This is a genomic window from Pseudomonas sp. S8 (assembly GCF_050473925.1).
Taxonomy (GTDB): domain Bacteria; phylum Pseudomonadota; class Gammaproteobacteria; order Pseudomonadales; family Pseudomonadaceae; genus Aquipseudomonas; species Aquipseudomonas parakoreensis.
The window spans coordinates 5,844,514-5,858,411 of the sequence record NZ_JBFDVZ010000016.1; the positions used below are offsets into that span (position 1 = coordinate 5,844,514).

Genomic DNA, 13,898 nt, shown 5'->3' on the forward strand with positions numbered 1-13,898 from the left:
CTTGATAAAAGAGGCGCTTGATAACGAGACGAACGGGCAGGTGCCAAACCGTAAAAAAAGCCCCGCGACGCGCTGATCAATGCGTATCGCAGGGCTGTACCGATCAGATGTCCCAGACCAGATTGATTGCGAAGTTGCGGCCCGGCTGGGTCAGGCGATCGAGGTTGGCCGGCTGCGTTACAGAGGCTTCGCCAACGCTGTCGTAGCCGCGAACGTCATCCCACAGCCAGTACTTTTTGTCGGTCAGGTTGTAGATGCCGCCGCTGACCGTGACATCGTCGGTGACTTTGTAGTAGCCGGCCAGATCGAGAATGCCGAAGCCCGGGGTCTTGAACTGGCTGCTGACGCCATCCGGCGACTTGAAGTTGCTGTCGTCGACGCGATCCTTTTTCTTCACCACGGTCCAGCTCAGCAGGCCGCCGTAATTGTCCTGGTCGTAACCCAGACCGAATACGCCAGTCAGCGGATTGACGCTGTTGAGTGGCTCGCCGTTGTCGTTGTTGCGACCGTAGGCGTAGGCGATCGAGCCTTGGGTGTAGAGGCCTTGCGGCGCGCCGAACGCATCGAGGTTCAGACGACCTTTGACTTCGGCGCCCTTGATGGTCGCGTGTTTGATGTTGCTCGACTGGAAGGTCAGCTCGTCGTAGCCAGGCGTGACGGCGTCTTCGTTGATGAAGTCGCGGTACTTGTTATAGAACACCGCCACGTCGAACGTGCCTTGCTCGAAGTTGCCGCGCAGACCGGTTTCATAGCTTTTGCTTTTTTCCGGTTCCAGGTTCGGGTTCGGCGCCACGTTGTAGCCGGTGGTGCTGTTTTCGAAGCGTCCGTACAGCGCTTTCGCGGTCGGCGTGCGGAAGCCTTCGGCGTACTGGCCGTACCAGGTGTAGTTGTCGGTCAGGGCGTAGGTCAGGCCGAATTTGGGCGAGACTTTGTGCCAGGTCTTGTTCTCGTCGCTGACGGTGCCGTTGCCGTCGGCGGCCACGGTGTTGAGGAATTCTTCAGTGATGTGCGGCTTGAGCTGGGTGTAGTCGTAGCGCAGGCCCGGCAGGAAGGTCCACTTGTTCCAGCTGATCTGATCCTGGGCAAACAGGCTGTAGGTGTTGATGGTCGGGTCCGGGAAGTCGCTGGATTTTTTCAGCACGTCCGCCGCGCTGGTGGCGCCGATGGCGGTGCAGCCACGGCCGACTGCCAGGCATTTGCCGTCGCCACTGCGCGAGCCGGTGACCTTCTGCTGTTTGATCGTGGTGCCGTAGGTCAGCACGTGATCGGTGTCACCGATGGCGAAGGCCTTGTCCAGTTGCGCGTCGAATACCCACTGTTTTTCCTCGTAGACCGTGTCGCGGGTGCGCAGCACTTTACGGGTCATCGGGTAGTAGAACTCTTCAGTGCTCTGGTCGGTCTTGGCGATCTGGTGGTTGAGGCTCCACTTCACGTTATCGACCAGCAGGCTGTCGAGGGCGAAGCTGTGCTCGAGGCCGAAACGCTCGCGGGTGATGGTGTCGTTGCCGGTGCGCCACTGATACATGCCGCCGGGCAGCACGCTGTTGGGGATGGTCGGGGCACCGTTGAAGTACGGGCCGCCGTAGGCACTTTTCTGATCGGTGTCGCGGTCGTCCTTGTACTTTTCGTAGGTCAGGCCCAGACGCGAATCTTCGTTGTAGTTCCAGCCGATCTTCGCCAGCACGTTGGTGGCTTTGACGTCTTCCGGGTTGGCGGCGGTGCGGGCGAGGCCGGTGCTGTTGTTGCTGCCGTAGGAATCGGTTTCGTGACCGTCGCGCTGGCTGAAGTGCAGCAAGCCGTCGAACTGCTCGGCACGCCCGGCAACCGTGGCGGATTTCAGCCAGCTCTCATCGGCGGAGCTGTAGCCGGTCTTCAACCGGGCACCGACATCTTTGCCGGGCTTGATGATGTCGTCCGGGTCGAGGGTGTAGTAGCTGACGGCGCCGCCGATGGCGTTGCTGCCGTACAGCACCGAGGCCGGGCCCCGGAGGATTTCCACGCGTTTGATGATTTCCGGGTCGACGTAATTGCGCTGGGTCTTGGCGTACGGGCCGTTGAAGAAACCGTCCGGCACTTCGACGCCGTCAACCTGAGTGAGGATGCGGTCGCCGTCGATGCCGCGAATGTTGTAGCCACTGATACCGCCGCGCTGACCGGCGCCGCCGACGGACACACCCGGCTCGTAGCGCACCAGATCCTTGAGGGTGTTGACGTTGTTGCGGTCCAGATCCTGCCGGGTCTGCACGGTGACAGTGGCCGGCACGCTGTTGACCGACTGTTCTTGGCGGGTGGCGCTGATGGTCACCTGATCCAGATTCAAGGTGCCGCTGGTGCTGCGTTTTTCCAGCACCACGTTGTTGTTGCTCAGCTTGCGGAAGCTCAGGTTGGTCCCCACCAACAGGCGTTCCAGGGCTTTCTCCGGCGGCAGCGAACCGCGCACGCCCGGCGACGACACGCCCTGACCCAGTTCCGCCGGCAAGCCGACCTGCCAACCGGTCACGCTGGTGAAGGCATTGAGCGCCGACACCAGCGGTTGCTGGCCGATCGAGAACGAGTAATCACCCATGTTGCGTGCCGGTTGCTCGGTGGCAGCCATCAGCGGTGCGGTGCCGGCCATGAGGATGGCAGCCGTCAGCAGCGACAATACGCGGGAAGGGGAAGCAGTCTGGCGGGTAAGGCGAGAGGACATCGATAGCGCTCCGTGTCGCACGAATCTTTATAGGTGCTGATCCGCCTCCGAAGATGCGAATCAATTGCATTGGCTATAACGAGACGAACGGGGGTTCGCTATCGAGTAAAAATAATTCTCATTTAGTTCAGGATCACCAGCGCCGGGAATTCCTGCAGGCGCGCCGAGGTGATGTGGGCGAGGGAACGTACGACGTCCAGCGGCTGGTCGAGACGGTAATTGCCGGTGACGTTGACGTCGGCCAACTGCTCGTTGGTGTTGATGATCCAGCCCGGGTAGTAGCGGCGCAGTTCGGCCAGCACCTTGTCGAGCGGACAGTTTTCGAAGATCAACCGGCCCTGGACCCAGGCCAGGTCGGTGGCGGCATCGAGTTTGGCCGGATGATCGAAACCGTTGGGGCCGATACGGATGCTTTCGCCGGCGCTCAAACGCACGCGCGCGTCGTTGTGGGTGGCGCGCAGATCGACATCGCCGCGCTGCACGTTGACCTGTGCCACACCGTCCAGATAACGCACGGCGAAATCGGTGTCGCGCACGCTGGCCTGTACCGGGCCCGCATCGATTTCCAGCGGTTGGCCACGGTTGGCGGCCACCTCGAAAAACGCTTCGCCCTGATACAGCCGCGCCACGCGCTGCCGGTCATTGATGCTGCTGGAGAAGGCCGAATTGGTGTTGAGCAGCACCTTGGAGCCATCCTCCAGTTGCAGGCGCTGGCGTTCGCCGACCACGGTCAGGTGATCGGCCTGCAGGCGCATCGGCAGATTGCTGAAACTGAACAGGCCCAGAATCAGCACCGCAGCAGTCGCCAACGGTTTCCAGTGCGGACGCAGACGTTTGATGAGCGTCACTTTCGCGGGTTTCGCAGCGAGACTCTGTGCGCATTGCACCACTTGCGGCCCGTCCCAGATCGCCTGGGCCCTGGCGAACGCCGCGGCATTCAACGGATCGGCCGCCAGCCATGCGTGAAATTGCCGGGTCTGCTCTTCGTCCGCACTGCCGAGCACGATGAGCCAGTCCAGAGCCTGGTCCATTGCACGGGCAGCGTCCTGCGCCGTGTCGGGCGAAGGCGGGCGGTGGGTGTCCGTCACGGTGTTTCCTCGGCAGTGTCTGTGCACGGCTGTTTTTTTAGTGAAGCGTAAAAGTCGGGCAAGGGTAGCAAAGCCCGCTGATCAGTGCAGTCGATGCTGATGCTGACAGAAATCGCCTGCGACCTCAGGCGCCATTCAAGCGCTCGGCGACACCGATGCAGATCGACATGATCAGCTTGAGTTCCTTCTGCACGGTGCTGAGGGACACATTCAATTCGTCGGCGATTTCCTGGTAGCTGTGCCCGTGCAGGCGGCTGAGGATGAAAATCTGCTGCTGACGCGGGCTGAGTTGACTGAGGCTCACGTTCAGGCGCTCCAGCAGTTGTTCGGCGTGGGCGGCGTCTTCGGCGCTGCTGGCGGGGGCGGCGACGCTGTGCACCACGTCCTGCGGCACGTCATCAACCATGGTTCGCGAATGGATCTTGCGCGCGCGCAGGTGATCCAGCGCCAGATTGCGCGCGGTCTGGAACACGAAGGGTTCAAGGTGATCGATGGCGCGCTCGCTCAACGCCCGCGTGACGCGCAGGTAGGTTTCCTGCAACAGGTCTTCGGCGGTGCTGTGATTGTTGACCATCCGCTCGATCGTACGCAGCAGGGATGTGCGCTGAGAGAGGAAGACGTGATTGAAGCGCGATTGACTCACGGGGGAACCTGATCCATTTCGAGCGAATGATAATGCTTATCATCTAGTCGAGTGGTCAAGTGTTGTTTTTGAACGAAGCAGACAAATGTAGGAGCTGCCGAAGGCTGCGATCTTTTGATGTTGCTTTTAAAACAAGATCAAAAGATCGCAGCCTTCGGCAGCTCCTACAAGGAGTTGTCGGTTACTCCGCGTTGCAGAGCGCCAGGCAGTTATCCAGCATGCGGTTGGAGAAGCCCCATTCGTTGTCGTACCAGGCCAGCACCTTCAGCAGTTTGCCGCTGGATTTGGTGTGATTGGCGTCGAAGATCGACGACAGCGGGTTGTGGTTGAAGTCGCTGGAAACCAGCGGCAACGTGTTGTAACCCAAAATTTTCGAGTGTTGGCTGGCGGCTTTCATCAGCGCGTTGACTTCGTCGGCCGTGGCTTCCTTCTTCAACTGCACAGTCAGGTCCACCAGCGACACATTGATCACCGGCACCCGCACGGCCATGCCGGTCAGTTTGCCCGCCAGTTCCGGCAACACCAGGCCTACCGCTTCGGCGGCGCCGGTCTTGCTCGGGATCATGTTCTGCGTGGCCGAACGCGCGCGGTATGGGTCGGTGTGATAGACGTCGGTGAGGTTCTGGTCGTTGGTGTAGGCATGAATCGTGGTCATCAGACCGCTTTCAATGCCCAGCTCGCGGTGCAGCACCTGCGCCACGGGCGCCAGGCAGTTGGTGGTGCACGAAGCGTTGGAGATGATCTGGTGCGACTGGCGCAGAATGTCGTGGTTCACGCCGTAAACAACGGTAGCGTCGGCGCCTTTGGCCGGTGCCGAGATGATGACTTTGCGCGCGCCGGCAGTAAGATGCGCGGCCGCTTTGGCGCGGTCGGTGAACAGACCGGTGCATTCGAACACCACATCGATCTTTTCCGCGGCCCATGGTAGCTCGGCCGGGTTGCGAATGGCGCTGACCGCAATGCGGTCGCCATTGACCGTCAGGCTCTCATTGTCATGGGCCACTTCGGCGTCGAATGTGCCGTGAACGGTGTCGTATTTGAGTAGATGGGCGTTGATGGCGCTGTCGCCCAGATCGTTGATGGCGACGATCTGCAAATCCTGTCGATAGCCTTGGGTATACAGTGCGCGCAGGACATTACGGCCGATGCGGCCAAAACCATTGATTGCGATTCGAAGAGTCATTGAACAGCGCCGCCGTCGTTTTGTTGTTGGAATTACAAGATTATTCGCATAAAAATAGAAAACAAGCCTTTTTAGTGGCAATATTTTGTTTTATCTACAACGAGTGACCTGAATCAACTGGTCCGAATGGTCAAAAAAGCCGTCTGTCATTCCAACAACAACGGCGTTTGATCAGCATAGACAATCAGGTCGCCACATCCGTTAGCCTGGAGTTCTACACATGCATCCCCGCGTTCTTGAGGTCACCGAACGGCTTATCGCCCGCAGCCGCGCCACGCGTCAGGCTTACCTTGCACTGATTCGCGGCGCCGCCACTGACGGGCCGATGCGCGGCAAGCTGCAATGCGCCAACTTCGCCCACGGCGTGGCCGGATGTGGCAGCGAAGACAAGCACAGCCTGCGGATGATGAACTCGGCGAACATCGCCATTGTTTCTTCGTATAACGACATGCTCTCGGCGCACCAGCCGTACGAAGTGTTTCCCCAGCAGATCAAAAACGCCTTGCGCGAAATCGGCTCGGTCGGCCAGTTCGCCGGTGGTACGCCGGCGATGTGCGATGGCGTGACCCAGGGCGAGCCGGGCATGGAGCTGAGCCTGCCGAGCCGCGAAGTGATCGCGATGTCGACGGCGGTGGCGCTGTCGCACAACATGTTCGACGGCGCGCTGATGCTCGGCATCTGCGACAAGATCGTCCCGGGCCTGATGATGGGCTCGCTGCGCTTCGGCCATCTGCCGACGATCTTCGTCCCGGGCGGGCCGATGGTTTCGGGGATTTCCAACAAGGAAAAAGCCGACGTGCGGCAGAAGTACGCCGAAGGCAAGGCGACCCGCGAAGAGCTGCTGGAATCGGAAATGAAGTCCTACCACAGCCCGGGCACCTGCACCTTCTACGGCACCGCCAATACCAACCAGTTGCTGATGGAAGTCATGGGCCTGCACTTGCCGGGCGCGTCTTTCGTCAACCCGAACACACCGCTGCGTGATGCCCTGACCCGCGAAGCCGCGCATCAGGTCACGCGTCTGACCAAGCAGAACGGTAACTTCATGCCGATCGGCGAAATCGTCGACGAGAAGGCGTTGGTCAACTCGATCGTCGCGCTGCACGCCACCGGCGGCTCGACCAACCACACCCTGCACATGCCGGCCATCGCCATGGCCGCTGGCATTCAACTGACCTGGCAGGACATGGCCGACCTCTCCGAAGTCGTGCCGACCCTGAGCCACGTTTACCCGAACGGCAAAGCCGACATCAACCATTTCCAGGCTGCTGGCGGCATGTCGTTCCTGATCCGCGAACTGCTCGAGGCCGGCCTGCTGCACGAAGACGTCAACACCGTGCTCGGCCACGGCTTGAGCCAGTACACCAAGGAGCCATTCCTCGATAACGGTGAGTTGGTGTGGCGCGAAGGCCCGACCGAAAGCCTCGACGAAAACATCCTGCGTCCGGTCGCCCGTGCATTCTCCGCCGAGGGCGGTCTGCGGGTGATGGAAGGCAACCTCGGTCGCGGCGTGATGAAAGTCTCCGCCGTGGCGCTGGAAAATCAGATCGTCGAAGCGCCAGCCATGGTGTTCCAGGATCAGCAGGACCTGGCCGACGCGTTCAAGGCCGGTTTGCTGGAGAAGGATTTTGTTGCGGTGATGCGCTTCCAGGGCCCGCGCTCCAACGGCATGCCCGAGCTGCACAAGATGACGCCGTTCCTCGGCGTGCTGCAGGATCGTGGCTTCAAAGTCGCGCTGGTCACCGACGGGCGCATGTCTGGCGCGTCGGGGAAAATCCCGGCGGCGATTCACGTCAGCCCTGAAGCTTATGTAGGTGGTGCTTTGGCGCGGGTGCAAGAGGGCGATATCATCCGCGTCGATGGCGTCAAAGGCACTTTGGAACTCAAGGTCGACGCCGCCGAATTTGCAGCGCGCGAACCCGCCAAAGGCCTGTTGGGCAACAACATCGGCAGCGGTCGCGAACTGTTTGGCTTCATGCGTTTGGCCTTCAGCTCGGCGGAGCAGGGCGCCAGCGCCTTCACTTCTGCCCTGGAGACGCTTAATTGAAACTGGCTTTGGTCGGTGATATCGGAGGCACCAACGCGCGGTTCGCGTTGTGGAAAAACCAGCAACTGCAATCGGTTCAGGTGCTCGCGACAGCCGACCATGCCAGCCCGGAAGAGGCGATCAGCCTGTACCTGAGCGGCCTCGGTCTGGCGCCGGGTTCGATCGGTTCGGTGTGCCTGTCGGTGGCGGGGCCGGTGAGTGGGGATGAATTCAAATTCACCAACAATCACTGGCGCTTGAGTCGCACGGCGTTCTGCAAGACCTTGCAGGTCGAACAACTGCTGTTGATCAACGATTTCTCGGCGATGGCGCTGGGCATGACCCGTTTGCAGCCCGGGGAATTCCGTGTGGTCTGCGAAGGCACGCCGGAGCCGTTGCGCCCGGCGGTGGTAATCGGTCCGGGCACGGGGCTGGGCGTCGGTACCTTGCTCGATCTGGGCGAAGGCCGGTTTGCCGCGCTGCCGGGGGAGGGCGGGCACGTCGATCTGCCGCTGAGCAGTCCGCGTGAAACCCAGCTCTGGCAGCACATCCACAACGAGATCGGACACGTCAGCGCAGAAACGGCGCTGAGCGGTGGTGGCTTGCCGCGCGTCTACCGGGCGATCTGCGCAGTGGACGGACATGAACCGAAGCTTGAGACGCCGGAAGCGATCACCGCAGCCGGTCTGGCTGGCGATCCGATTGCCCTGGAAGTGTTGGAACAGTTCTGCTGCTGGCTCGGCCGTGTGGCCGGCAACAACGTGCTGACCACCGGTGGGCGTGGCGGCGTGTACATCGTTGGCGGAGTGATTCCGCGCTTTGCCGATTTCTTCGTCGAAAGCGGTTTCGCCCGCAGCTTCGCCGACAAGGGCTGCATGAGCGATTACTTCAAGGGCATTCCGGTGTGGCTGGTGACGGCGCCGTATTCCGGGCTGGTGGGTGCCGGTGTGGCCCTGGAGCAAGCAATCCCTGCCTGAAATGCAATCCAATTGTAGGAGTGAGCCTTTGTGGCGAGGGGATTCATCCCCGATGGCCTGCGAAGCAGGCCCGGTTTTTCCAGGGTCGCTGCGCAACCCATCGGGGATAAATCCCCTCACCACAGGTTTGTTCCCACAGGTGTTTTGTGGTGTTTGTAAAATCAGTGCTTAAGGCATAATCCGCCCCAATTCCAACAACAAGGATGCCTTCGAAGTGAGCTCAGTCAACAAGTCGATATTGTTGGTCGATGACGACCAGGAAATACGCGAGTTGCTGGAAACCTACCTGACCCGCGCCGGGTTTCAGGTGCGGGCCACCGCCGATGGCGCCAGTTTCCGCCAGGCCCTCAACGAGGCGCCGAGCGATCTGGTGATCCTCGATGTGATGCTGCCCGACGAGGACGGTTTCAGCCTCTGCCGCTGGGTGCGCCAGCATCCGCGTCAGGCGCAGGTGCCGATCATCATGCTCACCGCCAGTTCCGACGAAGCCGACCGCGTGATCGGTCTGGAGCTCGGCGCTGACGACTACCTCGGCAAACCTTTCAGCCCCCGCGAGCTGCAAGCCCGAATCAAGGCGCTGCTGCGTCGCGCGCAGTTCGGTCAAGAGCGCAGCGGCAGCGACGTACTGGCCTTCGACGAGTGGCGGCTGGACATGGTCAGCCATCGACTGTTCCACACCGACGGCGAGGAAGTGATTCTCTCCGGCGCCGACTTCGCGCTGCTGAAGTTGTTTCTCGATCATCCACAGGAAATTCTCGACCGCGACACCATCGGCAACGCCACCCGTGGCCGTGACCTGATGCCGCTCGACCGCATCGTCGACATGGCCGTCAGCCGTTTGCGCCAGCGCCTGCGCGACACGGAAAAACCGCCACGGCTGATCCGCACCGTGCGCGGCAGTGGCTACCAACTGGCAGCCAATGTGGTTGCCGGCAATGGTCACTGAGTCGCTGCGCAGGCTCGCCAACACAGTACCGGTGCCGCGTTCGCTGCTCGGGCGGATGCTGCTGCTGACCTTGTTGGCGGTGTTGTTTGCGCAGACGTTGTCGAGCGTGATCTGGGTCTCGCAACTGCGCGCCACCCAGCTCGAAGGTCTGGTCACCAGCGCCCGCAGCCTCGCCCATTCGATGACCGCCAGCGTCAGCTATTTCCGTTCGCTGCCGGTGGCTTACCGGCCGCTGGTGCTCGATCAGTTGCGCAGCATGGGCGGCACCCGTTTCGTGGTGACGCTCAATGACAAGCCGCTGGGCATGGACGTGCTGCCGATCACCCCGCGCAAGGCCGCGGTGATTCAAGCGGTGGATGAAGTGCTGCGCCAGTCGCTGGGCCATGACACTGATATCTCCGTGACCTTCGTCAGCCCCGAGGATCTGCGGATCTTCAATGCCGGGCTGAAACTCGATGAGCTGCCGCGCTCGTGGGCGCATTACGCGTTGACGCTGGAACCGGTGAATCCGCCGGTGCTGGTGACGCAGATTCAAATGGCCCCGGGCGAGTGGCTGTACATCGCCTCGTTATTGCCCGAGCCCTACACCAGTCTTGAAGAGCAAGGCCTGCCGGCGCAGCAGGTGTGGTTCATCGTCCTCACCAGCGGCTTTTTGCTGCTGTTCATCGGCTTGCTGGTGCACTGGCAGAGCCGGCCGCTCAAGCGTCTGGCGCGGGCGGCGCGGGATCTGTCGCTGGGCGCCGATGTCGAGCCGGTGGCCGAGGGCGGCGGCAGTGAAGTGGTGGAAGTAGGCCGTGCGTTCAACACCATGCGCGAACGCATCAGCCGTTACTTGACCGAGCGCAGCCAATTGTTCAGCGCGATTTCCCATGACCTGCGCACGCCGATCACTCGCCTGCGTTTGCGCGTCGAGTTGCTCGAAGACGAGCAGCTGCAAGCCAAGTTCGGCCGCGATCTGGATGAACTGGAGTTGCTGGTCAAGGGCGCGCTGCAGTGCGTGAAAGACACCGACATCCACGAGAACATCGAGCCGGTGGATCTCAATCATGTACTCGACTGCCTCGTAGAGCCGTACCTGGCGCCCAACGGTAATGGTCGCGTGACCCTGCAAGGCAAGGCGATGGCGGCGTATCCGGGCAAGCCTTTGGCGTTGAAACGCTGCATCGGCAACCTCATCGACAATGCGCTGAAGTACGGGCAGAACGCGCACTTGCACATCGATGACGATGAGCGCGCGTTTGTCCTGCACGTCGACGACGAAGGCCCGGGCGTGCCGGAGCAGCGGTTGGAGCAGGTGTTCGAGCCGCACTTTCGACTGGCCGGGCAGCAGCAAGGCTATGGTCTCGGTTTGGGCATTGCGCGCAACATCGCCCACAGCCATGGCGGTGAGGTGACGCTGCAGAATTTGCGTGAGGGCGGGTTGCGGGTGACGTTGCAGTTACCGCGTTCAGTAGACTGAAGATCAGAAGATCGCAGCCTTCGGCAGCTCCTACACCGTACTCTGTAGGAGCTGCCGAAGGCTGCGATCTTTTGACTTTGCTTTTCTAATGTCACGGCTTGGTGACAAACCCCGTCCCCTTCGTTACAAGCCCATCCCGGCCCGTTGTTTAGACTGCCCGCAGTCATAACAACAAAAAAAGGGCCACTCATGGATCTTTTCCACCCAGGCTTCAGCAGTTGGCTGAATGCCCCTGCCCACCAGCAATGGCTCGCCGACGAGGGCCTGCGCCTGTTGGCGTTCGCCAAAGCGGCAAAACTGCCCGAAGGTTTCGGCAACCTCGACGAGCGCGGCCATCTGCCGGCGAACGCGCAAGCTGAAACCATGAACACCGCGCGCATGACCCACAGTTTCGCCATGGCCCATATTCAGGGCTTGCCGGGGTTCGCGGAGCTGGTCGATCACGGCATCGCGGCCCTGCGCGGCCCGTTGCGAGATGCGCTGCACGGCGGCTGGTTTGCGGTCGCCGAACATCGCGACGGCAACACCGGCAAGAACGCCTATCTGCATGCCTTTGTTGCGCTCGCGGCCAGCTCGGCGGTGGTCGCGCAACGTCCCGGCGCCCAGGCGCTGCTGGATGATGCGATCGACATCATCGACACGTATTTCTGGAGCGAAGAAGAAGGCGCCATGCGCGAATTCTTCAATCGCGACTGGCGCGAAGAAGAGGCGTACCGCGGCGCCAACAGCAACATGCACGCCACCGAAGCGTTCCTCGCGCTGGCCGATGTCACTGAAGACCCGCGCTGGCTGGTGCGCGCGCAACGCATCGTCGAGCGGGTGATTCACGGTCACGCCGCCGCCAACGGCTACATGGTCATCGAGCACTTCGACCGCGACTGGCAACCGCTGCGCGAGTACAACCACGACAACCCCGCTGACGGCTTCCGCCCTTACGGCACCACCCCGGGCCACGGTTTCGAGTGGGCGCGGCTGCTGCTGCACCTCGAAGCGGCGCGGGTCCAGGCCGGGATGCTTACGCCCGGCTGGCTGGCGACCGACGCGCAAAAACTCTTTGAGCAGAACTGCTGCAACGGCTGGGACGTCGATGGCGCGCCGGGGATCGTTTACACCCTCGACTGGGACAACAAAGCCGTGGTGCGTCATCGCTTGCACTGGACCCATGCTGAAGCCAGCGCGGCTGCCAGCGCCTTGCTCAAACGCACCGGTGATGCGCAATACGAAACCTGGTACCGGCTGTTCTGGGAATTCTGTGAAGGCCATTTCATTGATCGCTGCGATGGCAGTTGGCATCACGAACTCGATCCGCAAAACCGTCCGAGCGCCGATATCTGGCCGGGCAAACCCGATCTCTACCACGCGTGGCAAGCGGTGTTGATCCCTCGTCTACCCTTGTCACCGAGTATGGCAACCGCTCTGGCGCAAATATCCCGGGCTGTTCCTGTGTAACCATGTGGTGACATTTGCGCGTCCCTTCGTTACCTGCGAAGGGAATCGCCCTGTTTAAACTCCTGTGCAGCGCAAGCACCAGACTTGCATGCATAACAACAAGAAAGGTACATCTCAGATGAATGCGATTTCTCGCCTCGCTACTGTCATTTCTGTCGCCTCCCTGTTCCCGCTCGCAATTCTGCCTCTCAGTGTGTCCGCTGCCGAATCCAAAGGTTCGGTCGAAGTCGTGCACTGGTGGACGTCCGGTGGCGAAAAAGCCGCTGTCGATGTGCTCAAGGCGCAAGTTGAAAAAGACGGTTTCACCTGGAAAGACGGCGCTGTCGCCGGCGGTGGTGGTGCCACGGCCATGACCGTGCTGAAGAGCCGCGCCGTGGCCGGCAACCCACCGGGCGTGGCCCAGATCAAAGGCCCGGACATCCAGGAATGGGCCTCCACCGGTCTGCTCGACACCGACGTCCTGAAGGATGTGGCCAAAGAAGAGAAGTGGGACAGCCTGCTCGACAAGAAAGTCTCCGATACCGTGAAGTACGACGGTGATTACGTGGCCGTACCGGTGAACATTCACCGCGTGAACTGGCTGTGGATCAACCCGGAAGTGTTCAAGAAAGCCGGCATCACCAAGAACCCGACCACCCTCGAAGAATTCTACGCCGCCGGCGACAAGCTCAAGGCTGCGGGCTTCATCCCGCTGGCTCACGGCGGTCAGCCTTGGCAGGACAGCACCGTGTTCGAAGCCGTGGTGCTCTCGGTCATGGGCGTTGATGGCTACAAGAAAGCCCTGGTCGATCTGGACAACAAGGCGCTGACCGGCCCGGAAATGGTCAAGGCGCTGACCGAGCTGAAGAAAGTCGCGACCTACATGGACGCCGACGGCAAGGGTCAGGACTGGAACCTGGAAGCGGCCAAGGTCATCAACGGCAAGGCCGGCATGCAGATCATGGGTGACTGGGCCAAGTCCGAATGGACCGCCGCCAAGAAAGTCGCCGGCAAGGATTACGAGTGCGTAGCCTTCCCGGGCACCGACAAGGCGTTCACCTACAACATCGACTCCCTGGCGGTGTTCAAGCAGAAAGACAAAGGCACTGCGGCCGGTCAGCAGGACATCGCCAAAGTCGTGCTGGGTGAAAACTTCCAGAAAGTCTTCAGCATCAACAAAGGCTCGATCCCGGTACGTAACGACATGTTGAACAACATGGACAAACTCGGTTTCGACTCCTGCGCGCAGACCGCTGCCAAGGATTTCCTGGCTGACGCCAAGTCCGGTGGCCTGCAGCCGAGCATGGCGCACAACATGGCGACCACGCTGGCGGTGCAGGGCGCGTTCTTTGATGTCGTGACCAACTACATCAACGACCCGAAAGCCGACCCGGCCGATGCGGCCAAGAAACTGGGTGCGGCGGTTCAGTCGGCCAAATAAGCATCAGCACCGCAGCCC

At 61.2% G+C, this 13,898-nt stretch carries 10 protein-coding genes; 6 read left to right on the forward strand and 4 right to left on the reverse strand.

Annotated elements, in window-relative coordinates; translation table 11 throughout:
* Window positions 1-103 precede the first annotated feature (103 nt).
* The 4 genes from AB1J88_RS27535 to gap form a co-directional block, all read right to left on the reverse strand.
* Window positions 104-2,689: a TonB-dependent receptor gene (locus AB1J88_RS27535; RefSeq protein ID WP_430292455.1), complete on the reverse strand. Its 2,586-nt coding sequence runs from the start codon at window positions 2,687-2,689 to the stop codon at window positions 104-106.
* 122 nt (window positions 2,690-2,811) lie between these two features.
* Window positions 2,812-3,777, reverse strand: coding sequence for a FecR family protein (locus tag AB1J88_RS27540; protein WP_430292457.1), 966 nt, complete (start codon window positions 3,775-3,777; stop codon window positions 2,812-2,814).
* 124 nt (window positions 3,778-3,901) lie between these two features.
* A complete protein-coding gene (locus AB1J88_RS27545) occupies window positions 3,902-4,420 on the reverse strand; it encodes an RNA polymerase sigma factor (RefSeq protein ID WP_041068631.1) in 519 nt (172 codons plus the stop codon).
* A 181-nt stretch (window positions 4,421-4,601) separates the two neighbouring features.
* Window positions 4,602-5,603: a type I glyceraldehyde-3-phosphate dehydrogenase gene (gene gap, locus AB1J88_RS27550; protein WP_145594494.1), complete on the reverse strand. Its 1,002-nt coding sequence runs from the start codon at window positions 5,601-5,603 to the stop codon at window positions 4,602-4,604.
* 220 nt (window positions 5,604-5,823) lie between these two features.
* On the opposite strand from gap, the gene edd reads away from it, so the two are divergent.
* The 6 genes from edd (at window position 5,824) to AB1J88_RS27580 (ending at window position 13,880) form a co-directional block, all read left to right on the forward strand.
* The gene (edd, locus tag AB1J88_RS27555; protein ID WP_041068637.1) at window positions 5,824-7,650 is read left to right on the forward strand and encodes a phosphogluconate dehydratase; all 1,827 of its coding nucleotides are present in this window, start codon (window positions 5,824-5,826) and stop codon (window positions 7,648-7,650) included.
* Window positions 7,647-8,606: a glucokinase gene (locus AB1J88_RS27560; protein ID WP_430292460.1), complete on the forward strand. Its 960-nt coding sequence runs from the start codon at window positions 7,647-7,649 to the stop codon at window positions 8,604-8,606. The genes edd and AB1J88_RS27560 overlap by 4 nt, the downstream gene beginning before the upstream one ends.
* Window positions 8,607-8,820: 214 nt before the next feature.
* A complete protein-coding gene (locus AB1J88_RS27565; RefSeq protein WP_003227460.1) occupies window positions 8,821-9,552 on the forward strand; it encodes a response regulator in 732 nt (243 codons plus the stop codon).
* The gene (locus AB1J88_RS27570) at window positions 9,542-11,011 is read left to right on the forward strand and encodes an ATP-binding protein (protein WP_430292722.1); all 1,470 of its coding nucleotides are present in this window, start codon (window positions 9,542-9,544) and stop codon (window positions 11,009-11,011) included. Before AB1J88_RS27565 ends, AB1J88_RS27570 begins: the two co-directional genes overlap by 11 nt.
* Before the next feature lie 189 nt (window positions 11,012-11,200).
* On the forward strand, window positions 11,201-12,460 hold the full coding sequence (locus AB1J88_RS27575) for an AGE family epimerase/isomerase (RefSeq protein WP_430292462.1): 1,260 nt from the start codon (window positions 11,201-11,203) through the stop codon (window positions 12,458-12,460).
* Between the two features lie 118 nt (window positions 12,461-12,578).
* Window positions 12,579-13,880 (forward strand): ABC transporter substrate-binding protein, encoded by a 1,302-nt coding sequence (locus tag AB1J88_RS27580; protein WP_007969316.1) that lies wholly within the window; start codon window positions 12,579-12,581, stop codon window positions 13,878-13,880.
* Window positions 13,881-13,898 lie beyond the last annotated feature (18 nt).

Excerpts from the sequence above, each read along its gene's own strand:
- edd (WP_041068637.1), top strand. The coding sequence starts at position 5,824 with ATGCATCCCCGCGTTCTTGAGGTCACCGAACGGCTTATCGCCCGCAGC.
- AB1J88_RS27575 (WP_430292462.1), top strand. The coding sequence starts at position 11,201 with ATGGATCTTTTCCACCCAGGCTTCAGCAGTTGGCTGAATGCCCCTGCC.
- AB1J88_RS27535 (WP_430292455.1), bottom strand. The coding sequence starts at position 2,689 with ATGTCCTCTCGCCTTACCCGCCAGACTGCTTCCCCTTCCCGCGTATTG.
- gap (WP_145594494.1), bottom strand. The coding sequence starts at position 5,603 with ATGACTCTTCGAATCGCAATCAATGGTTTTGGCCGCATCGGCCGTAAT.
- AB1J88_RS27580 (WP_007969316.1), top strand. The coding sequence starts at position 12,579 with ATGAATGCGATTTCTCGCCTCGCTACTGTCATTTCTGTCGCCTCCCTG.
- AB1J88_RS27570 (WP_430292722.1), top strand. The coding sequence starts at position 9,542 with ATGGTCACTGAGTCGCTGCGCAGGCTCGCCAACACAGTACCGGTGCCG.